The organism is Hydrogenophaga sp. PBL-H3 (genome assembly GCF_010104355.1).
GTDB lineage: Bacteria > Pseudomonadota > Gammaproteobacteria > Burkholderiales > Burkholderiaceae_C > Hydrogenophaga.
Genome location: NZ_CP044972.1, coordinates 147,502 through 168,542, shown reverse-complemented (window position 1 = coordinate 168,542; position 21,041 = coordinate 147,502). Strand labels below are relative to the sequence as shown.

The 21,041-nt window shown below is 66.2% G+C and carries 22 protein-coding genes; 17 read left to right on the top strand and 5 right to left on the bottom strand.

Going from position 1 to position 21,041, the window contains the following annotated elements; translation table 11 throughout:
• The first annotated feature begins 27 nt into the window (after positions 1–27).
• Positions 28–930: a DMT family transporter gene (locus F9Z44_RS00790; protein ID WP_159602736.1), complete on the top strand. Its 903-nt coding sequence runs from the start codon at positions 28–30 to the stop codon at positions 928–930.
• A 6-nt stretch (positions 931–936) separates the two neighbouring features.
• On the opposite strand, the gene F9Z44_RS00785 is transcribed toward F9Z44_RS00790, so the two are convergent.
• Both F9Z44_RS00785 and F9Z44_RS00780 read right to left on the bottom strand, forming a co-directional pair.
• Positions 937–1,941, bottom strand: a complete 1,005-nt coding sequence (locus tag F9Z44_RS00785) for a tripartite tricarboxylate transporter substrate binding protein (RefSeq protein WP_159602734.1) — start codon at positions 1,939–1,941, stop codon at positions 937–939.
• 85 nt (positions 1,942–2,026) lie between these two features.
• Complete coding sequence (locus tag F9Z44_RS00780; RefSeq protein ID WP_159602732.1) at positions 2,027–4,135, bottom strand: acetoacetate--CoA ligase; 2,109 nt, start codon at positions 4,133–4,135, stop codon at positions 2,027–2,029.
• A 112-nt stretch (positions 4,136–4,247) separates the two neighbouring features.
• Here F9Z44_RS00780 and F9Z44_RS00775 point away from each other — a divergent pair, with 112 nt between their 5' ends.
• The 14 genes from F9Z44_RS00775 to F9Z44_RS00710 all read left to right on the top strand — a co-directional run bounded on the left by F9Z44_RS00775 (position 4,248) and on the right by F9Z44_RS00710 (position 17,319).
• On the top strand, positions 4,248–4,991 hold the full coding sequence (locus tag F9Z44_RS00775; RefSeq protein WP_159602730.1) for a TetR/AcrR family transcriptional regulator: 744 nt from the start codon (positions 4,248–4,250) through the stop codon (positions 4,989–4,991).
• Positions 4,988–5,932 carry an ABC transporter substrate-binding protein gene (locus tag F9Z44_RS00770; RefSeq protein WP_159602728.1) on the top strand — a complete coding sequence of 315 codons (945 nt, stop codon included), beginning with the start codon at positions 4,988–4,990 and terminating at the stop codon, positions 5,930–5,932. Before F9Z44_RS00775 ends, F9Z44_RS00770 begins: the two co-directional genes overlap by 4 nt.
• 32 nt (positions 5,933–5,964) lie before the next feature.
• Entirely contained in the window at positions 5,965–6,732 is a 768-nt protein-coding gene (locus F9Z44_RS00765) for an ABC transporter ATP-binding protein (RefSeq protein WP_159602726.1), read from the top strand.
• On the top strand, positions 6,733–7,476 hold the full coding sequence (locus F9Z44_RS00760; protein ID WP_159602724.1) for an ABC transporter permease: 744 nt from the start codon (positions 6,733–6,735) through the stop codon (positions 7,474–7,476).
• Positions 7,473–8,249 carry an ABC transporter permease gene (locus F9Z44_RS00755; protein ID WP_236574217.1) on the top strand — a complete coding sequence of 259 codons (777 nt, stop codon included), beginning with the start codon at positions 7,473–7,475 and terminating at the stop codon, positions 8,247–8,249. The genes F9Z44_RS00760 and F9Z44_RS00755 overlap by 4 nt, the downstream gene beginning before the upstream one ends.
• A 23-nt stretch (positions 8,250–8,272) precedes the next feature.
• Positions 8,273–9,079: a cyclase family protein gene (locus F9Z44_RS00750; protein ID WP_159602722.1), complete on the top strand. Its 807-nt coding sequence runs from the start codon at positions 8,273–8,275 to the stop codon at positions 9,077–9,079.
• 102 nt (positions 9,080–9,181) lie between these two features.
• Positions 9,182–10,504: a fumarylacetoacetase gene (gene fahA / locus F9Z44_RS00745; protein WP_159602720.1), complete on the top strand. Its 1,323-nt coding sequence runs from the start codon at positions 9,182–9,184 to the stop codon at positions 10,502–10,504.
• A gap of 348 nt (positions 10,505–10,852) precedes the next feature.
• Positions 10,853–11,551 (top strand): PEP-CTERM sorting domain-containing protein, encoded by a 699-nt coding sequence (locus F9Z44_RS00740; protein ID WP_159602718.1) that lies wholly within the window; start codon positions 10,853–10,855, stop codon positions 11,549–11,551.
• A 682-nt stretch (positions 11,552–12,233) separates the two neighbouring features.
• Positions 12,234–13,109, top strand: a complete 876-nt coding sequence (locus tag F9Z44_RS00735; protein ID WP_159602716.1) for a tyrosine-type recombinase/integrase — start codon at positions 12,234–12,236, stop codon at positions 13,107–13,109.
• 7 nt (positions 13,110–13,116) lie between these two features.
• Positions 13,117–14,322, top strand: coding sequence for an IS91 family transposase (locus F9Z44_RS00730; protein ID WP_159602714.1), 1,206 nt, complete (start codon positions 13,117–13,119; stop codon positions 14,320–14,322).
• Between the two features lie 499 nt (positions 14,323–14,821).
• Positions 14,822–16,177: a solute carrier family 23 protein gene (locus tag F9Z44_RS00725; RefSeq protein ID WP_159602712.1), complete on the top strand. Its 1,356-nt coding sequence runs from the start codon at positions 14,822–14,824 to the stop codon at positions 16,175–16,177.
• A gap of 5 nt (positions 16,178–16,182) precedes the next feature.
• On the top strand, positions 16,183–16,605 hold the full coding sequence (locus F9Z44_RS00720; RefSeq protein ID WP_159602710.1) for a hotdog fold thioesterase: 423 nt from the start codon (positions 16,183–16,185) through the stop codon (positions 16,603–16,605).
• 76 nt (positions 16,606–16,681) lie between these two features.
• Entirely contained in the window at positions 16,682–16,927 is a 246-nt protein-coding gene (locus tag F9Z44_RS00715; RefSeq protein ID WP_159602708.1) for a FitA-like ribbon-helix-helix domain-containing protein, read from the top strand.
• Positions 16,924–17,319: a type II toxin-antitoxin system VapC family toxin gene (locus tag F9Z44_RS00710; protein ID WP_159602706.1), complete on the top strand. Its 396-nt coding sequence runs from the start codon at positions 16,924–16,926 to the stop codon at positions 17,317–17,319. The genes F9Z44_RS00715 and F9Z44_RS00710 overlap by 4 nt, the downstream gene beginning before the upstream one ends.
• A gap of 22 nt (positions 17,320–17,341) precedes the next feature.
• Here the strand turns inward: F9Z44_RS00710 and F9Z44_RS00705 are convergent, their stop codons facing one another.
• Together F9Z44_RS00705 and F9Z44_RS00700 are read right to left on the bottom strand one after the other, a co-directional pair.
• A complete protein-coding gene (locus tag F9Z44_RS00705) occupies positions 17,342–17,701 on the bottom strand; it encodes a hypothetical protein (protein WP_159602704.1) in 360 nt (119 codons plus the stop codon).
• Positions 17,698–18,264: a cob(I)yrinic acid a,c-diamide adenosyltransferase gene (locus F9Z44_RS00700; protein WP_159602702.1), complete on the bottom strand. Its 567-nt coding sequence runs from the start codon at positions 18,262–18,264 to the stop codon at positions 17,698–17,700. The genes F9Z44_RS00705 and F9Z44_RS00700 overlap by 4 nt, the downstream gene beginning before the upstream one ends.
• Positions 18,265–18,445: 181 nt before the next feature.
• On the opposite strand from F9Z44_RS00700, the gene F9Z44_RS00695 reads away from it, so the two are divergent.
• On the top strand, positions 18,446–18,679 hold the full coding sequence (locus F9Z44_RS00695; RefSeq protein WP_159602700.1) for a hypothetical protein: 234 nt from the start codon (positions 18,446–18,448) through the stop codon (positions 18,677–18,679).
• 78 nt (positions 18,680–18,757) lie between these two features.
• Positions 18,758–20,182, top strand: a complete 1,425-nt coding sequence (locus F9Z44_RS00690; RefSeq protein ID WP_159602697.1) for an FAD-binding oxidoreductase — start codon at positions 18,758–18,760, stop codon at positions 20,180–20,182.
• Positions 20,183–20,209: 27 nt separating this feature from the next.
• Here the strand turns inward: F9Z44_RS00690 and F9Z44_RS00685 are convergent, their stop codons facing one another.
• Positions 20,210–21,040, bottom strand: a complete 831-nt coding sequence (locus tag F9Z44_RS00685; RefSeq protein WP_162147743.1) for a CmcJ/NvfI family oxidoreductase — start codon at positions 21,038–21,040, stop codon at positions 20,210–20,212.
• Position 21,041: the final 1 nt, after the last annotated feature.

Below are 21,041 nucleotides of genomic sequence, written 5' to 3'. Positions count from 1 at the left end.
CGAACCGACCTCGCGACAATCGTCGGCATGAGCCTCACCACCGTTCGCAAAACCCACCTCGACTCCCTTGCCATCACCTTGCTCGTGGTGTGCTGCGCCTTCTGGGGCTTTCAGCAGATCCTGATCAAGGGCACGGTGGCCGAAGTGCCGCCGTTGTGGCAAGCCTCGCTGCGCTTCTGGGGCGCAGCCCTGCTGATCTGGCTGTGGTGCGCAGCGCGTGGTGTGCCGCTCTTCAAGCGCGACGGCACGCTCAAGGCCGGGCTGCTCGCGGGTTCGCTGTTTGCCGGCGAATTCGCCTTCATTTACCTCGGGCTGATGCACACCACGGCCTCACGCCTCACGGTGTTCCTCTACACCAGCCCGTTTGTGGTGGCGCTGCTGCTGCCGCGCGTGGTGCCCGGTGAAAAGCTGCGGCGCATCCAGTGGGTGGGCCTGGTGATCGCGTTCGCCGCTGTGGCCCTGGCCTTCGGCGAAGGCTTCATGCACGGCTCGCCGGTGGCCGGCCAGTGGCTGGGCGACGGCATGGCGCTGGCCGCCGGCGCGCTCTGGGGCCTGACCACGCTGACCATCCGCGCCACCACACTGTCCACCGCCAGCGCGGAAAAGACGCTGTTCTACCAAGTGGCCGTCACCGCCGTGGTGGCGCCCTTCGTCTCGCTTGCACTGGGCGAGACGTGGTCGCTCGATTACTCGGCGCACGCCTGGGGCTCGCTGGCCATCCAGACCGGGGTGGGCGCGTTCGCGAGCTACCTCACATGGATGTGGATGCTGCGCCATTACCCGGCCACGCAGATGTCCACCTTCACCTTCCTCACGCCAGTGTTCGCGCTGGTGTTCGGCGTGGTGCTGCTGAACGAACCGCTCACGCTGCAGCTGGTGCTGGCCTTGGTGGGTGTGGCAATCGGCATCGTTCTCGTGTCGAAGCGCTGAACCCGTTCAGTTCTTCTTCGACAACCCAAGGCGCTCGATCGTGTTCTTCTCCGCTGCAAACGTGCGTGCCGCATAGGCCGTGTAGTCGGCCGTGTTCATGTAAATCGTGGGCTGGTAGAACTTGTCGAAGGTGGCCTTGACTTCGGGGTCGTCCAGCGTGGACTTGAACGCATCGTGCAGCACCTTCACCACGGCCGGGTCCATGCCCTTGGGGCCACCGATGCCGAAGGGCGATTCGGTGATGGTGTCCCAGCCGCTCTCCTTCACCGTGGGCACATCGGGGAAAGCCTTGTTGCGCTCCCGCCCGAGCGTGGCCAGCAGGCGCAGCTTGCCACTCTGCACATGCGGGGCAAATTCGGTGGTGCCGCTCATCATGCGGATGTGGCCCCCCAGGATGGCGGTCATGATTTCGGCCGAGCCCTTGAACGGAATCGGATTGAGCTGGATGCCGGCCTTCTCGCTGAACTCTTCAATGGCCAGGTGCGGCGTGGTGCCCGTTCCGGTGTGACCGTATTCCAGCTTGCCCGGGTTGGCCTTGGCGTAGGCCACCATCTCCTTGAGCGTCTTGAACGGTGCGTCGGCGGTGCAGGCCAGGCCAAAGGTGTAGCCGGTGAGGCAGACGATGTGGGTGATGTCCTTCACCGGGTCGAAGGGCGTGGTCTGCATGTGCGGCAGGCGGTAGATGCCCAGCGGCAGCTGCGTGAGGGTGTAGCCATCGGGCTTGGCCTGCACCATGGCGCTGGCGCCCAGCGTGCCACCCACGCCGGGCTTGTTGTCGATGATCACCGGCACGCCCAGGGCTTTGCTCGCGCTCTGGGCCAGCGCGCGCATCACGCCGTCGCTGCTGCCGCCGGCGGGCCAGGGCGCGATCAGGGTGATGGGGCGCGAGGGAAACTTGTCTTGCGCCCACGCCGCGCTGCTGAGCAGGCCAGGCACGGCCACCGCAGCGGCGCTGCTGGCAGCCAGGGTGAGCGCCTGGCGGCGGCTGACGGAACGGTCGCTGGACGGCATGGCGGGTCTCCGGTGTTGTGCGAGACCGCCAAATTAGCGCAAGGCCCGCGTCGCCAACAGCGGGTTAGCCCGAAGGGCCAGGTGCTCAGTCTGCTCGACGACGCGCGGCGAAGTCCACGTACCAGTCCAGGCAACCCGGGTTGGCCATGGCCTCCTTGTTGATGACCTTCTCCAGCGGCTGGCCGAGCAGCAACTTCTTGATCGGCAGCTCCTGCTTCTTGCCCGAGAGCGTGCGCGGGATCTCGGCCACCTGGAACACATCGTTGGGCACGAAGCGTGGCGAGAGCGCGGTGCGGATGCTGTCGGTGATGCGCTGGCGCGTGGCCTCATCGAGCACCACGCCCTCGCGCAGCACCACGAAGAGCGGCATGTAGCTTTCACGCCCGAGGTACTCCAGATCGACCACCATCGAGTCCATCACCTCGGGCAGCGCTTCGACCGCGCTGTAGAGCTCGCTGGTGCCCATGCGCAAGCCGTGGCGGTTGATGGTGGCGTCCGAGCGGCCATAGATCACGCACGAGCCGTCGGGGTGGATGCGCAGCCAGTCGCCGTGTCGCCAGACGGCGCCGGCGGCTGCGTCGAGGTCACCACCACCGGGCTTGCGGCCGTGGCCCGTCGGGTACATGTCGAAGTAACTGCCGAGCAGGCGCTTGTTATCCACATCACCCACGAAGTACAGCGGCATCGACGGGATGGGCTGCGTGCACACCAGCTCGCCCACCTCGTCGATCACCGGCAGGCCCTGCTCGTTCCAGGCTTCCACCGCGCAGCCCATGAGGCGGCATTGCATGCGGCCCGGTGTTTGTGGCAGGTCGCGGTTGCCGCCAATGAAAGCGCCGGCGAAGTCGGTACCTCCAGAAATATTGCACCACCAGATGTCGCGCTGTGCTTCGCTCTGTGCGATGACCGCGAACTGCGAAGCGCCCCAACGCTGCGCGTCCTCCGACAAGGGCGACCCCGTGGTGCCCAGGGCGCGCACGGCCGAGAGATCGCCGCAGGTCGACAGGTCCACGCCGGCCTTGAGGCAGTTCGCGAAAAACGCCGCGCCCGCGCCGAAGAAGGTCACGCCCTGCTCGGCCGCGAATCGCCACAGCGTGGTCCAGTCGGGCTTGTCTTTGGAACCGCCGGGGTTGCCGTCATAGATCACGCAGGTGGTGCCGCCGAGCAGGCCGCCGGTCTGTGCGTTCCACATCACCCAGCCGGTGGAGCTGTACCAGTGGTAGCGCTCGCCCCAGCTGTTGGGCTCATAGCTGCAGCCAATGTCGTTGTGCAGGATCTTGAGCGCCAGCGCCACGATGGTGGTGCCGCCGTGGCCGTGCACGATGGGTTTGGGCAGGCCGGTGGTGCCGCTCGAATACACGATCCACAGCGGGTGATCGAACGGCAGCCACAGCGGTTCGAACTGCGCCACGGCCGCGTCCATGCGCGCCGTGGCCTGGGCGAAATCGACGCAGGGTGCGCCGGCCTGCAGCGCGCGGTCGGCGGCGTCCGTCGGGTCATCGGCATCGGTCGCCAGATTGGTGTGCAGCACCACATGGCGCACCGTGGGCAGCGCCGCGCGCAGCTCGGCCACCACGGCCAGGCGGTCGAAGTCGCGCGCGCCGTAGGTCACGCCGTCGCAGGCAATCAGCACCACCGGCTCGATCTGGCGGAAGCGGTCGAGCACGGCGTGGGTGCCCATGTCGGGCGCGCAGATGCTCCACACGGCGCCAATGCTCACCGTGGCCAGAAAGGCCACCATGGCTTCGGGGATGTTGGGCAAATAAGCGGCCACTCGGTCGCCGGGCTGCACGCCCTGGGCCTGCAGGTGCAGCGCCAGCGATGCCACCTGGCGGCGCAACTCGGGCCAGCTCATCTCCACGTGGCGGCCCTTTTCATTGCGGCTCACGATGGCCATGAACCCGGCATCGTGCGCGGGCTGCACGTGGCGAAAAACCTGCTGCGCGTAGTTCACCTTCGCGCCCACAAACCACTTCGCACCGGGCATCACGTTGCGCTCCAGCACGGCGGTGTGCGCCGTGGGAGAGCGCATGTCGAAGTAGTCCCAGATGCTTTGCCAGAACGCTTCCAGGTCGGTGGTGGACCAGCGCCAGAGGGCGTCGTAGTTGTCGAAATGCAGGCCGCGCCGTTCGGCCAGCCACTGCTGGTAGAGCCTGATTTGCGGGACGAAGGGGGGTGGGTTTGTCTCGTTCATGCCGTTGTCCTTTTTGGTCAGCAGGTTAACAGCGCAGCCGGGTTTGGGGGGACTTGCAAGCCCCGGGTTTGTACGGGTGTTCAATTTTTTTGTACAGCCGTTCAATATCGCCATGCCCAGCCGTCACGCCCCGCTCACCGCCACGCCGCGCACCCGCCAGGGTGCCGCCGCGTCGCGCAACGCGCAGCGCCCCGACCGTCAGCAGGCCATCCTGCTGGCGGCCGAAAAGCTGTTTGCGCAGAGCGGCTACCACGCGGTGACGATCCGCCAGATCGCCGAAGAAGCCGGCGTGCCGCTGGCGCTGGTAGGCTATTACTACGGCCCCAAACAAGACCTGTTTCATGCCATCTTTGCGCACTGGAACCAGACCATCGAGGAGCGCCTAGCCGCACTCGACGCCGCCTCGCTCGACCCCCAGGACCCGCAGACGCTCACGCGCATCGTGGAGGCCTTTGTCGGCCCGGTGATCAAGCTGCGCACCAGCCCCGAGGGCCACCACTACGCCCAACTGGTGGGCCGTGAGCTGGCCTACAACAGCCAGGAGGCTGACCGCGTGCTGCGCGAGTTCTTCGACCCCATGGCCCACCGCTTCATAGACGCCCTGCACAGCGCCTTGCCGCACGCCGCGCGAGCGGACGTGGCCTGGGGTTACCAGTTCGCGCTCGGCGCGTTGCTGCACCACCTGGTGGACGACCGTGTCGCCCGTCTGTCACTGGACGTGAACCGTCCCGGTGACCCCGCGGCCGGGGAGCGTCTGGTGCGCTTCATCGTCGGCGGCCTGCGCGCTGCCCTGCCCATCCCGACCCCCCCGCTCTCAACCCGCCACCCGACCCCATCCACCACAAGGAGACTTTGATGAAACGACGCACCGCCTTGGCCGCCCTGGCCGCTGTTCCCGCCGCCATCAGCCTGCCCGCCTTCGCGCAGGCGAGCACGAAGATCGTCTTTGGCTACACCGCCGTGACCGATTTCGCCTCGGTGTTTGTCGCGGCCGAGAACGGCTACTTCAAGAAGCGTGCGCTCGACGTGGAGCTCAAGTTCATCCCGATCAACTCCACCATCCCGGCCGCGGTACAGGCCGATTCGCTGCAGATCGGCGGACCCACGCCCAGCGTGTTCCTGCAGTCGGTCGACGGCGGGCTGGACCACGTGGTGGTGGCCGGTGGCGGCGTGACCTCCAAGACCATCACCGGCTTCGGCCTGGTGGCCAAGGCCGGCAGCGGCATCCGCAACGCCAAGGACTGTGTGGGCAAGAAGATCGGCGTGCCCGGCCTGGGCGCCTTCCTGCACGTGACCTTCCGCGGCTGGCTCAAGACGCAGGGCGTGGACTTCAAATCGGTCAACTTCGTTGAAGCCTCGTTCCCCCAGCACGGCGACCTGCTGCGTGGCGGCTCGGTTGATGCCGTGGTCAGCGCCGATCCGTTCATGAGCCGCATCACCGACAGCGGCATCGGCTACGTGGCCTCGTACTACTCGACCTTCCTGCCCGAGAACCAGCCCACCATCATCCACACCGCGCGGCGCGAGTGGGTGGCGCAGAACGCTGGCGCGGCGCGTGCCTTTCGCGAAGCGGTGCAGGAAGCCGCCGCCTTCATGCAGCAGCCCAAGAACAACGACGCGGTGCGCGCGGCCATCGGCAAATACATCAAGCTGCCGCCCGAGGTGATCGCCAAGATCCAGATCTCGCCTCCCGGACCCGTGGTCACCGAGAAACAGCTCACCTACTGGGTGAACCTGATGAAGGACCAGGACATGCTCAAGACCACGCCCGACGTGACCCGCCTGATTGCCAAGTGAGACACGCCACCCCCCACGCCCCTGCAACGACCATGGCCGAAACCGTCCTGCACTTCAACCGCGTGGCCATCGCCCTGGGCGGACGGGAGATCCTCTCGCCGGTGGAGCTGTCCATCCGGCGTGGCGAGTTCGTCTGCGTGATCGGTCCTTCGGGCTGCGGCAAGACCACGCTGCTGCGCGCCGCCGCCGGCTTCGTGGCGCCCAGCAGCGGAAGCGTGCAGCGCCAGGGAAAGGCCATCACCGGCCCCAGCCGCGAAGTCGCTTTCGTGTTCCAGGACTACGGGCGCGCCTTGCTGCCCTGGCGCACGGTGCAAGCCAACGTGAGCCTGGCGCTGGAGGCGGCGAACGTGCCGGCGGCCGACCGGCCCGGGCGCATCGCGCGCGTGCTGAAGACTGTGGGCCTGAGCGCGCACGCCGATAAGTTTCCGGCCCAGCTCTCGGGTGGCATGCAGCAGCGCGTGCAGATCGCGCGCTGCCTGGCGCAACAGCCCGACGTGATGCTGATGGATGAGCCCTTCGGCGCGCTGGATGCGATGACGCGCGAGACGCTGCAGGACGAGCTGGCGCGGCTGGTGCGCGAGGAAGGTCTCACGGTGATGTTCGTCACCCACGATCTGGAAGAGGCGCTGTACCTGGGCGACCGCGTGATCGCGCTGCGCAGCAACCCCACGCCCGCGCTGCCCAGCCTGGCCGCGCTGATCGACGTGCCGCTGCCGCAACCGCGCGACCAGCTCAGCACCAAGGAGCACCCGGAGTTCCTGCGCCTGCGCCGCGAGCTGTACCACTATCTGGGCCACTGAATGAAAGCCTTGGTCTTCCCGGCCGTGCTGCTGGGTGCACTCGAACTCTGGGCCCGCACCACCGGCCAGGGCAGCGACGCCATTGCACCACCCACCGCAGCGCTGCGCGCCTTCGGTAGAGCGCTCATGGACGGCTCGCTGCTGGAGGCCACGGCATTCACGCTGGGCAGCGCCGCGCTGGGCCTGCTCATCGGCGCGCTCGGGGGTTTGTTGCTCGGCACGCTGCTGGGCCTGTCGCGCCGCGCCGGGCAGTGGGGCTATCTGAGCGTGGAAGTGGCACGGCCCATCCCGTCGGTGGCGCTGATTCCGCTGGCCATGCTGGTGTTTGGCTTCGGCCTGCGCATGGAAGTGAGCGTGGTGGCCTTCGCCTGCCTGTGGCCCATGCTGGTGCTCACGCAGACCGCGGTGTTGCAGGTGGAGCCGCGCCTGATCGAGGTGGCGCGCGCGCTGCAGCTCTCGCCGCTGCGGCGCTTCGCCTGGATCGTGGGCCCGGCCATCGTGCCGCGCCTGTTCGTGGCACTGCGCCTGAGCGTGGCCATCGCGCTGGTGGTGGCCGTCACGGTGGAGATCGCGGCCAACCCGCACGGCATGGGCTACGCCATGATGATCGCGCAGCAAAGCCTCGACCCTGCGCTGATGCTGGCTTGGCTGGCGTGGATCGGTGTGGTCGGTTACGCCATCAACGCTGGCGCGCTCGCGCTGCAGCGCCGGGTGGCGCGCCTCATGGGGGAGCCAGCGGCATGAACCGGCGTTACACAACGATCGTGATGCTGGGCAACGCCACCGGCTCGGTGCTCGTGCTGGGCGGCTTCGTCGCGCTGTGGTGGGTGGCCAGCGCAGGCGGTTGGGTCAACCGCGCCTTTCTGCCCACGCCGCAGGCCACGCTGCAAAGCCTGGTGCAGGGCCTGGCCGGTGGCGATCTGGCGGCCTACACCTGGGCCACGCTCAGCCGCATGGTCAGCGGCTGGGTGCTCGCCAGCGCGCTGGGCATTGCGTTGGGCGCGCTCATCGGTGCTTCAGCGCGTGCCCGCGACTGGATCGCACCCACGCTCGAATTCATCCGGCCGCTGCCGGCCTCGGCCGTGATGCCGCTGGCCATCGCGCTGTTCGGCCTGTCGGGCAACATGGTGCTGGCGGTGGTGGCGTTTGGCGCCATGTGGCCGGTGTTGCTGGCCACGCTGCATGGCCTGGCCAACGTGCACCCGCAGCTGCGCGAGGTGTCGCGCTCACTGGAACTGAGCCACCTCGCCTTCGTGCTCAAGATCGGCCTGCCCAACGCCATGCCCGACATTCTGGCCGGCATGCGACTGTCGCTCACGGTCTCGCTCATCGTCTCGGTGGTGGGCGAAATGATCGCCTCGCAATCGGGCCTGGGCCAGGCCATTCTGCTGGCCGCGCGATCGTTCCAGGCCAGCGATCTGTTCGCCGGCATCGTGCTGCTCGGTGCCATGGGCTTCGTGAGCAACGTGCTGCTCGCCCTGGCTGAAAAGTCCCTGCTGCGCTGGCAGCGCCCCTGATTTCAACGTTCCTGGAGAACCCCATGCCACGACGATTCGTCGACCTCTCGATCTACCTGGAAAACGACGTGCTGAGCGATCCGCCGGCCTTCGCGCCCAAGATCCAGTACTTCACGCACGAGCACACCTTCGAGCAGATTGAGCCCTTCTTTCCGGGCTTGAAGAAGGAAGACCTGCCCGACGGCGAGGGCTGGGCGGTGGAGCTGGTGCAGCTCTCCACCCACAACGGCACCCACCTGGACGCGCCCTACCACTTCCACTCCACCATGGACAAGGCGCTGGGTGAGAAGAAGCCGGCCATCGCGATCCACGACGTGCCGCTGGAGTGGTGCTTCCAGCCCGGCGTGAAGCTGGACTTCCGCCACTTCGCCGACGGCTACGTGGTCACGGCCGCCGATGTGCAAGCCGAGTTGAGCCGCATCGACCACACGATCAAACCGCTGGAGATTGTGGTGGTGAACACGCGCGCCGGTTCGCGCTACGGCCACAGCGACTATGTGGCCGCCGGTTGTGGCATGGGCTACGAGGCCACCATGTACCTGCTGGAACGCGGCGTGCGCCTGACCGGCACCGACGCCTGGAGCTGGGACGCGCCCTTCGTGCACACCGCGCAGAAGTACGGCGAAACGAACGACGCCTCGCTGATCTGGGAAGGCCACAAGGCCGGGCGCGACATCGGCTACTGCCACATCGAGAAGATGCACAACCTCGAAGCCCTGCCAGCCGATGGATTCTTCATCTCCTGCTTCCCGCACAAGATCCGCGGCGCCTCGGCGGGCTGGACGCGTGCCGTGGCCATCTTTGACGACGCCTTGCAAGCCACGGCATAGCCCCCACGCTCCGCCGCTGCGCGGGTCGCTGCCCCCCGAGGGGGCTGATCCGGCTTGGGGCGGCCCGGCGCCGGATCGCCCTTTTCACGCACAGGAACTCCCATGGAACTGAACCACACCCACGACCCCGAAGCGCGCAGCTGGCTCGAATCGGCCAACGCCCCGGGCACCGACTTCCCGATCCAGAACCTGCCCTTCGGCGTGTTTCGCCGCCAGGGCTCCAGCGAAGCCTTCCGCGGTGGCGTGGCCATCGGCGACCAGGTGATCGACCTCGCAGCCATTGCGCGCGAAGGCGCGGTGTCGGGCCCGGCGGCGCAGGCGGTGAACGCCTGCACCGGCGACGCGCTCAACGACTTTCTGGCGCTGGGCCCTGCCGCCTGGCGCGCGCTGCGCCACGCGCTGTTTGATCTGCTCAAGGCCGGCGCCAGCGGCCCGGGCGTGAACGCGCTGCGCGCCAGCCTGGTACCTTTGGCCGAGGTGGAGATGCGCGTGCCCACGCGCATCGGCGACTACACCGACTTCTACACCTCGATCCACCACGCGCGCAACGTGGGCCGCGTGATCCGACCGGACGACCCGCTCTCGCCCAACTTCCAGTGGCTGCCCATTGCGTACCACGGCCGTGCCTCCAGCGTGGTGGTCAGCGGCACACCGTTTCGCCGGCCCATGGGCCAGGCCATGGCACCAGGCGCGAAGGCGCCGGTGTATGGCGCCTGCCGCCGGCTCGACTTTGAACTCGAAATGGGCTTCTACATCGGCCCGGGCAACGCCATGGGCGAGCCCATTGCGCTCGTCGAGGCCGAAGACCACATCTTCGGCATGTGCCTGCTCAACGACTGGTCGGCGCGCGACCACCAGTTCTGGGAAATGAACCCGCTCGGCCCCTTCCTGGGCAAGAACTTCTGCACCACCGTCTCACCCTGGATCGTGACGCTGGAGGCGCTTGCGCCCTACCGCCTGCCGTTCGAGCGGCCCACGGGCGACCCACAACCGCTGGCCTACTTGGAGGGCGAGGCCAACCGCCGCCAGGGCGCCATCGACGTGCAACTGGAAGTGCAAATCGAATCGCGCCAGCACCGCGAGCGCGGCGTCAAACCCGATCGCCTGTCAGCCACGAGCTTTCGCCACCAGTACTGGACCATCGCGCAGATGGTGGCCCAGCACAGCGTGGGCGGCTGCAACCTTCAACCAGGCGACCTGCTGGGCACCGGCACCATCTCCGGCCCCACGCTGGACGAAGCCGGCGCCATCGTCGAACTCAGCCTGGGCGGCACGCGCAGCCTGCCGCTGCCCGGCACCGGCGAGGAGCGCACCTTCCTGGAAGATGGCGACGCCATCGTCCTGCGCGGCTGGTGCGAGAAACCGGGTGCGGCGAGGATCGGGTTTGGCGAGAGTCGGGGTGAGGTGTTGCCGGCCATTGGGTGAAAACCAGATGCAGCTCTGTGAGGCGATTTGGGCACATTGAGCTGGTTGCCGCTTTGCAGCGTAAAGAGACTTTCCGCTTGTCGCTCTACAGCAGATACCCGGGCTCGCAGATGACCGCTGCATCCGTCTGTCGATAAGTACGGAACAGACCGGCTCGCAAACGTGGTTCTGGCTCTGGCCATCTGAACCGGCAGAAATGATGGGGCGACGGCGCTGCCGGAGTACTGGCTTTCGGGGTGCTGAGCCGAGCCGGCATCTATGAGGTGTCGGGATCATTGACAGGTTGGGGGTCGCGCGAGGCAGAGTCGGGCGCAAGTCATTGATTAAACGCACATTCACATCGAAGGCATGCCTTTTGCTCTGGAAAAGCTTCTACCGAATTTTTGGGGCACCTCCTTGAACCAGCTAATGAAATGCGTTTTCTGCGCTTGCGCGGCACTGGCCTCCCTTCCCGCACTGGCTGGCGTCGTGGTCGGAGCAACCTCGATCTCAAGCCCTCAAGGAAATTTTGCAGGTTCTTTCGATCTCGGAAACATCATCAATCAGAGTGGCTTGTCGGCCGGCTATGTGAACGGAGTCACGGACTTTGATGCCTACACTGCCGTCACGACTCACACTGGCTTGCGTGCGGGATTCACGGGATTCACCGCCTCGTTAAATGAGGGGCCGCAGCAGTTCACCTTCAACCTCGGTTCCGTACTGACCGTGAATGCGCTTGCCATCTGGAACACCACCAGCACCGGGGCCATTACGCAGATCCGAGTGCTTCTCGACGACGATGATGTGTTCGGCAACGGATTCACATCCGAACTCGTCGGATCCAGCGGTCTGGGCTTGTCAGAGGCGGCGCAGGTGTTCAACTTCAGCGCGATAGATGCCCAATACATCCACATCGAAGGTCTGGCCTCCCTGCTGCCTCGGGCTGTCTACGGACTTGGCGAGGTCGTGTTCAGTGCAACCCCCGAGAGCACCGTGCCGGAGCCAAGTACGTTGCCGCTCATCGGTGCAGCGCTTGTAGGCTTGGTGCTGGCACGTCGCCGCGTCTAGGACCAGGCAAAAGGGGTCGCGCCCAGCGTGTGAGGATTGCGGCGGCGCCTCCAGTGCACGTCGCTCTGCCGGCACTACCGTCCCCTCGCGAAAGCACGCATGATGCGCCACGCGGTCCTACACCGGCAAGGTCAGCTCGCGCTGACTGGCATCGGCCACGGTCTTTGTGCAGCGTGAGTAGCGTCTCGCCCATTTGCTCGGCGATGCTTGCGAAGCGGATGAGGATCAGCACATCCGGGTCGGCCCCGTTCTGCGCGGCCACAAATGCTTTGCACACCAGGTATGCCGTTCCACAACTGGCGGCTCCAGCGCCACGCACACGGCTTCCGTAGAAGTCCGGTGAGCGCCGGCTCGTCGGGGTGCTGCGGGTATTCACCGACTCCAGTCCAGGTCACCACGGTCGCCAGGGCCAGTAGGTATCGTTCGCGGCCCGCCGTGTCGGCCGCGCTACGCGAGTGACCGGTCAGGGAGGTGCAGCGGACATCCGCCTTGTTGACGATCGTTCGACCGATTTCGGCTCACGCTGCCGTTCACCTGCCGCCCCTGAGCGGCTGCAGACAGTCTCAGGACTAAACCGCTCGCGCGGTAGTCTCCGAGCTGAGATGGTTGGTTGACGTCGATGGCGCACGTGCCGATGTTGTGAGCCGAGGCAATTGGCCTCGGTCACGACAGGAGCACCATCATGAACGCACCCCATCCGACGGTTTCTCCGTTGCGCCAACGCATGCTCGAAGACATGCGGATGCGCAGGCTTGCACCCCAGACGCAGACCGCCTACATCCGAGCCGTGCGCCGGTTTGCAGCCTACCTTCACCGGCCTCCGGATACCGCCACCGTCGAAGACCTGCGCAACTTCCAGCTTCACCTGGTTGACGAAGGCACCTCACCCACGACCCTCAACGCCACCATCACCGGGCTGAAATTCTTTTGCGAGATCACCCTGGATTGCGCAGAGTTGACAGCCAAGATGCAGCCCGTTCATGTGCCTCGCACCTTGCCGGTGGTGCTCAGCCGCGAGGAAGTGGCTCGTCTGATTGCCGCAACTGGAAACCTCAAGCACCAGACTGCGCTGTCCCTGGCCTATGGCACAGGTCTGCGCGCCAGCGAAGTCGTGTCTTTGAAGGTCGGCGACATCGACAGCCAACGCATGACGCTGCGCGTGGAGCAAGGCAAGGGCAGCAAGGACCGCTACGCCATGCTCTCGCCAATATTGCTGGAGCGCCTTCGGGTCTGGTGGCGTGTGGCCCGGGCGCAAGGCAAGATGCTCGATGGTGGCTGGCTGTTCCCAGGCTTGAACCCGGTCGAACCGCTGACCACTCGGCAGCTCAACCGCGCTATTCACATGGCGGCCGATGCCGCGAACATCGACAAGCGCGTGTCCATGCACACCCTGCGCCACAGCTTTGCCACTCACTTGCTGGAGCAGAAGGTGGACATCCGCGTGATCCAGGTCCTGCTCGGGCACAAGAAGCTGGAGACGACGGCCATGTACGCGCAGGTGGCCACCGACATCCTGCGCGAGGTGGTCAGTCCGCTGGAGCAACTGAGCACCGCGTAGGCCCACCATGGGCACCGCTGCCCTGGAGGTGGCGGACATCTTCCGCACCCACGGGCCGGCCTGGCGGCAAGCCCAGCGCTCCCACCTGAGCCTGGGGCAGCTCAAGGTCATGACAGCCATCGAGCAGTGCCGCAGCGCGGCGCTGGGGGGACATGTGCTGCGCTGTGAAGCCTGCCAGCGCCTGCAGGTCGCCTACAACTCGTGCCGCAACCGCCACTGCCCCAAGTGCCAGGCCAGTGCTGCGCAGCGCTGGCTGGATGCGCGCCAAGCCGACCTGCTGCCCGTGGACTACTTCCATGTGGTCTTCACGCTGCCCGCACCCATCAGCGAGATCGCGTACTGGAACAAGGCCGTCGTCTACGGCCTGCTGTTTGAGGTGGCGGCACAGACGCTGCGCACCATCGCCGCCGATCCCCGGCACCTGGGTGCCCAGATCGGTGCCACCCTGGTGCTGCACACCTGGGGTTCGGCGCTCACGCACCACCCGCACGTCCACGGCATCGTGCCCGGCGGCGGGCTCTCGCTGGACGGGGAGCGTTGGGTGGCGTGCCGACCGGGCTTCTTCCTGCCGGTGCGCGTGCTCTCGCGCCTGTTCCGGCGGCTCTTCCTGGAAGCACTGGAGCAAGAGCACCGCGCAGGCACGTTGCAGTTCTTCTCGCAATACGCCGCGCTGGCCGATCCGAAGGCCTTTGCGCGGTGGCTCGCACCGCTGCGCCGGTGTGAATGGGTGGTCTATGCCAAGAAGCCGTTTGCGGGTCCACAGGCTGTGCTGGCCTACCTCTCGCGCTACACGCACCGGGTCGCGATCTCCAACTCGCGCCTGGTGGCGCACGACGAGCATGGGGTGACGTTTCGCTGGAAGGACTACCGCAACAAGGGCCGAGGCCAAGGCAAAACACGCCACAAGACGATGACACTTGCGCCCGAGGAGTTCATGCGCCGCTTCCTGCTGCACGTGCTGCCTAGCGGGTTCCACCGGATCCGGCACTACGGTCTGCTGGCCAACAACCATCGGCGGGAGTGCATCGAGCAGGCGCGCCAGCTGCTTGTGCCTGAGGAACCAGGCGGGCAGATCGAGAGGTGCCGGTGTGCTGGTGCTGAGCCGGTCCGGCCGACCTTCGTGTGCGTTCACTGCGGCGCGGCGATGCTCATCGTCGAGACGTTCGCGCGCGGGCAGCCCATTCGCACACCTCACCAGCGAGGACCACCATGACCGCATTCGCATGCGTGACCTTGTTGGTGTCTGGAGCGGGCTCACCGCAGCTCGTCGGGGACAGCTGCACCCGATCTAGAAATCGACGGTGTTGCTCGTGCGAGAACTGCTGCAACTGTTCATCTGAAACCGCGCGGCACTCAGCAGTGACGACATCGCTCCGGGATCAGGCGGCGCAAATACCGCTCCCCGCAACACTGCACTCCGTCAAATCCCCATAGCTGCCAACTGGTACGCCCAGATTGGTACTCCCCGCGGTTTCCTCCCTAGAGGCTTGTACGACGCCCACCCTTGGTGGTAAGCGTGAGTCGTCGGCGCGCCTGTGCGGGAGGGCGTCCTACAACCCTTAACTAAAACTGCCATCCAGTCAACCAGTCCAAGCGTCTCCCCCTGACGAAACGTCCACTCCCACAAGAGAGCCATGCTCTGTGCCGCCGGGCACAATGCCAGCCGGCGCGAAGAGGCGCGCCCGCACCCCTCAACAACAAGGAGACACCGCATGGGACTGTTCAACTGGACAGAGAAGACATCCGCCACGCTCGACAACGGTGGCGTGATCGCCCCCGACGAGCGACTGCCCTGGCCGCAGACCACGGTGATGGGCGTGCAGCACGTCATTGCCATGTTTGGTGCCACGGTGCTTGCGCCGTTGCTCATGGGCTTCAACCCCAACGTGGCGATCCTCATGAGCGGCATCGGCACGCTCATCTTCTTCTTCATCACTGGCGGCAAGGTGCCGAGCTACCTCGGGTCGAGCTTCGCCTTCATCGGCGTGGTGATCGCTGCCAGCGGCTACGCCGGCCCCGGCCCCAACGCCAACCTGGGCGTGGCGCTGGGCGGCATCATCCTCTGTGGTCTGGTCTACACCGTCATCGGCGTCATCGTGCACGCCACCAACGTGAAGCACCACAAGTCCCGCCCCATGGCCGGCATGGAAGTGGACGAGGTGGACGAAGGCGCGGCCGTGCACTGGATCGAACGCCTGATGCCGCCGGTGGTCACCGGCACCGTGGTGGCCGTGATCGGCCTGAACCTTGCGGCCATCCCGATCAAGAACATGGCGCCCACCGGCTTTGATGCGTGGATGCAGGCCATCACCTTCATCAGCGTGGCGCTGGTGGCCGTGTACGCACGCGGCATGACGCAGCGCCTCCTGATCCTGGTGGGCCTCATCGTGGCCAGCGTGGTCTATGCCGTGCTCACCAACGGTCTGGGTCTGGGCAAGCCCATCGACTTCTCAGGCATCGCCAACGCCGCGTGGCTCGGCCTGCCGACTTTTGCCGCACCGGTGTTCCAGGCACAAGCCATCCTGCTGATCGCCCCGGTGGCGCTGATCCTGGTGGCCGAGAACCTGGGCCACATCAAGGCCGTGAGCGCCATGACCGGGCGCGACCTCAACCCGTATCTCGGCAAGGCCTTCATCGGTGACGGCGTGGCCACCATGGTCAGCGGCGCGGCGGGCGGCACCGGCGTGACCACCTACGCGGAAAACATCGGCGTGATGGCCGCCACCAAGATCTACTCCACCGCCATGTTTGTGGTGGCAGCGGTGATTGCCATCGTGCTCGGCTTCAGCCCGAAGTTCGGCGCGCTGATCCAGGCGATCCCGCTGGCCGTGATGGGCGGCGTGTCCATCGTGGTGTTCGGCCTCATCGCCATTGCCGGCGCCAAGATCTGGGTCGACAACAAGGTTGATTTTTCCGACAACAAGAACCTGCTGGTTGCCGCCATCCCGATCATCCTGGGCACGGGCGAATACACGCTGAAGTTTGGCCAGTTCGGTCTGGGCGGCATCGGCACCGCCACCTTCGGCGCGATCTTTCTCTACTGGCTGCTCAGCCGCGGCAAGGCGTGATCACCATGACCGTCTGGAAACAAGCCATCTCGGTTGAAGAACTGACGCGCATCCATGTGGGCACGGCCGTGGAACACCTGGGCATCGAGTTCCTGGAGGTCGGCCCCGACTTCATTCGCGCGCGGGTGCCGGTGGACACGCGCACCAGACAACCCTACGGCCTGCTGCACGGCGGCGTGAGTGTGGTGCTGGCCGAAACGCTGGGCTCGTGCGGCGCCGCCTACAGCTGTCCGGAAGGCCACCGCGCCGTGGGTCTGGACATCAACGCCAACCACCTCAAAGGCGCCACCAACGGCTGGGTGACCGGCATCACGCGAGCGGTGCACATCGGGCGCACCACGCAGGTGTGGCAGATCGACATGACGAACGATGCGGGTGAGCTGACCTGTGTGTCGCGGATCACGATGGCGGTGTTGGCGCCGAGGTGATGGGCGCGTCTCCTCCCGTGGTTGACGGATCGGGGGAGGTGAAACCATAATGGTTCCATTATGGAGGCCCCCTGCCATGCCCACAACCCTGACTCTGAAGAACATTCCTGACGCGGTGTACACCCGTCTGAAGGCATCGGCCGAGCTGCACCGGCGCAGCATGAACAGCGAAGCCATCGTGTGCCTGGAAGCCATGCTGGTACCCACCGAGATGACACCCGCAGAACGGCTGGGCCGCGCACGTGAGCTCCGGGCAACGCTGAAATCCACCCGGTTCCACGCCCGTGACATCGACGCGCTGAAGCGCGAAGGGCGAGCATGATCGTTGTCGATTCGAACGTGCTGGCCTACCTGTATTTGCCCGGGGAATTCACGGAGGCCGCAGAAGCCCTGTTCAGCAACGACCCGGCGTGGGCTGCACCCCTTCTTTGGCGCAGCGAGTTCCGCAACATTCTTGCTGGCTACCTGCGGCGCAAGAGCCTCACCTTTGAGCAGACCGTTACGCTGCAAGAGGAAGCCGAGGACCTGCTGGCAGGCCGCGAGTACGAGGTTGACTCGAGAAGCGTTCTTGAATTGGTTCGCGGCAGCGACTGCTCAGCTTACGACTGTGAATTCATCGCACTGGCCGACAAGCTCGGCGCCAAGCTCGTGACGATGGACAAGAAGCTTCTGAAGGCTTTTCCGACCCGCGCTGTTGCCTTGACATCTGCCTGACGAAGTGCGGGCGCGCGGTGCCTCAAACCCGCTCACACCGCCCCATCGCGGTCGCCTGCCCCCGGAAGTCGCTGCTCCAGGTTTGTGCTGCCGTGTCGATCTGGATGCGTTCGTTGTCGATGGCGGTGAGGATCACCGTCTCCTGGATCGCAAAGGTGTAGACCGGCACGCCGTCGATCTGCACCGAGCGCACGCGCTTCTTGTCGTAGCCGATGCGGACCGTGCGGGTCCAGGTGGTGCGGGCGGGCAGGTAGACCGCTTCGCAGACCAGCGTCACCTGGTCGGCCTGCGTGGCGGCCTTGGCTGGGGGCTTGCTTTGTGCCGAGACGGCGAAGGACAGCACGGCTGCCACGCAGGCTGCCGTGATCAGCGCGGCTTTCATTCGGCCGCGCCCTTGGCCATGCGCTCGCTCTTCCAGTACACGTCGTCGCCGCCGTTCATGCGGTTGAGCACGCGGGCCAGCACGAACATCAGGTCGCTCAGGCGGTTGAGGTACTGGCGCGGTGTGTCCTTCAGGGCTTCTTCGTTGCCCAGCGCCACAACGGCGCGTTCGGCGCGGCGTGCCACGGTGCGGCACACGTGGGCCTGGCTGGCTGCGCGGGTGCCGGCGGGCAGGATGAACTCTTGCAGGCGCGGCAGGGTTTCGTTGTGGGTGGCCAGGGCTTCGTCGAGCGCGAGCACGGCTTCGGGCTTGAGCAGCTCGTAGCCGGGGATGGACAGCTCGCCGCCGAGATTGAAGAGCTGGTGCTGGATCTCCACCAGCAGGGTGCGCACATCGGGCGCCATGTCTTCGCAGAGCAGCACGCCGATGTGGGAGTTGAGTTCGTCCACGTCACCCATGGCGTGCACGCGCAGGCTGTTCTTGGAGACGCGGGTGTTGTCGCCCAGCCCGGTGGTGCCGGCGTCGCCGGTGCGGGTGGCGATCTGGGTGAGGCGGTTGCCCATAGGGATGTCCTTGAATTGGAGGGGGTTGCTGGATTGTGCAACTTTGACTTGCCGTAACGGAGTGCAGGGAAATGTGTCTGAGGCAAGGGTGATGTGAGCGAGGCAACGCGAGGCAAGAACGCTGGCTTCGATCGCCGTTGAAGGCGGTAATGACCACCTGTTCCACTCTCAGGAGACCCCGATGACGCAACGCCGACAACGACTCGCCGACTTTGAAGCCCGCAGCGTGCAACTGCTCGCCGCCTGCACCCTGGGCCTGGCCGGCATGGCGAGCGTTCCAACGGCGCACGCCGCCCGCATCACCGGGCAGGCCACCAGCCTCACGGGCGCCGCTGGCAACACCAGCACCACCGGCAACACGCGGATCAACCGCACCCCGGCAGCCCTGCTGCAAGCCGGGAAAGCCCGCAGCTGAGCAGGCCCGCAAACGGCACCAGGCCCGGGGCTGCGGGCTTAAACTGGCCGGCTGCACCCAACAGCCCGGAGACAGCCCATGAACGCCCCCACCGCCCACAGCCACCTCGCCCCGCAAGTGCACCAGCGGGTGGTGCCGCCCGAGTTGATCGCAGCGCTGCAGTCGCGCTTTGGTGCGCAGTGTTCCACCGCCCTGGTGGTGCGCGAGCAGCACGGGCGCGACGAGTCGGTCTATGAGGTGCCACCGCCGGCCGCCGTGGTGTTCGCGCAAAGCACACAAGACGTGGCCGACGCGGTGAAGCTGGCGGCCCAATACCGCGTGCCGGTGATCCCGTTCGGCGTGGGCTCATCGCTCGAAGGCCACCTGCTCGCGGTGCAGGGCGGCATCAGCATCGACGTGAGCCGCATGAACAGCGTGCTGTCCATCAACGCCGAGGACCTCACCGTGACGGTGCAGCCCGGTGTGACGCGCAAGGCGGTGAACGAGGCCGTGAAGAGCGAGGGCCTGTTCTTCCCGATCGACCCGGGAGCGGACGCGTCGATTGGCGGCATGAGCGCCACGCGCGCCAGCGGCACGAACGCCGTGCGCTACGGCACCATGCGCGAGAACGTGCTGGCACTCGAAGTGGTCACCGCCCAGGGCGAGGTCATCCGCACCGGCACGCGCGCCAAAAAGTCGTCGGCCGGCTACGACCTCACGCGCCTGATGGTGGGCAGCGAGGGCACGCTGGGCGTGATCACCGAAGTCACGCTCAAGCTCTACCCGCTGCCCGAGGCCATCTCGGCCGCGACCTGCTCCTTCCCCACCATCGAGGCCGCCGTGCGCACCGTGATCCAGGTGATCCAGCTCGGCGTGCCGATCGCGCGCTGCGAGCTGATCGACCACAACACGGTGCGCATGGTCAACGCGCACAGCAAGCTCGGCCTGCGCGAAGAAAACATGCTGCTGATGGAGTTCCACGGCTCACCCGCGAGCGTGAAGGAACAGGCCGAGACGGTGCAGGAGATCGCAACCGACTTTGGTGGCCAGGCCTTTGAGTGGGCCACCACGCCCGAGGAACGCACGCGGCTGTGGACCGCACGGCACAACGCCTACTTCGCCGCCATCCAGAGCAAGCCGGGCTGCCGCGCGATCTCCACCGACACCTGCGTGCCCATCAGCCGCCTGGCCGACTGCCTGCTCGATTCGGTGCTGGAAGCCGACGCGGCGGGCCTGCCCTACTTCCTGGTCGGCCACGTGGGCGACGGCAACTTCCACTTCGGTTATCTGATCGACCCCACCAAGCCCGAGGAGCACACGCTGGCCGAGGAGCTCAACCACAAGCTCGTGGCGCGCGCGCTCAGCCTAGAGGGCACCTGCACCGGCGAGCACGGCGTGGGCCTGCACAAGATGGACTTTTTGCTCACCGAAGCCGGTGCGGGCGCGGTGGACATGATGCGCACCATCAAACGCGCGCTCGACCCGGACAACATCATGAACCCGGGAAAGATCTTCCCGATCTGAGTCGACGGCCTGCGCGCACGGGCCGCTTCAGAAGAACGCCATGGTCCGCACCTCGATGCTCTCGCGTTTGGGCGCGTCGGGCGCTGTGTCCGGGTGCTCGAACGCGGTGTGGCCCATGAAACGGCACCGACCATCGGTGGCCGCGTCGTAGGTCTTGAGCAACAGCGCCTGGTGCGCTTCCATCTGCGGGAAGTAGAGCCAGCGGTGGCGCGGTGAGTGGCGCATCACGTAGATCTCGCCTGTGCGCTCGCGGTACTTGAGGTCCATGCGCAGCATGTCGCCCTCGTCGTGCGTCGAGGCGTCGCACATGGCCAGCGGTAGTTCTTCGACACGGCGGTAAAGCGGCTTCCACACATTGAAGAAAGCCACCCGGCGTTGCAACAGGCCGTCGGCCTCGTCGGGCAGGATGTCGCGCACACGCTGCGGGCCGCTGTTGACGGTGTAGTCGCTGTGCACCAGCAGCACGGCCGGGCGCTGCACCGTGGTCTGTGCCTTGAGGTCGGCCGGCAGGCGCTTGCGGATGGTGTGATCGAACACCTCCACTCGCCGCGCGCCAGTGTGGCGTTTCACGAAGTCCACCACCTGCGGGTAGAACGCCGAGACCACGGCGGCATCGTCGTCGAAGCGGGTGAACTCGGCGCCGAAGTCGTGCAGCTCGAAGCCTTCCTTGTCGAGCGACAGGCGCTCGCGCTCGGGCCAGGCGTCGTGGATGCTGACCTCCTGCAAATCGGTCCCCGGCGGATTGAGCACGGTGCCGGGGTCGGGCTCGTAGAAGTAGTAGTCCGGCGGGACGCCGTTGTCGACCGAGTAGTTGAGGGTCGCTCGAACGGGGGGTGTCGCTGTCATCGGGCGTTGCATG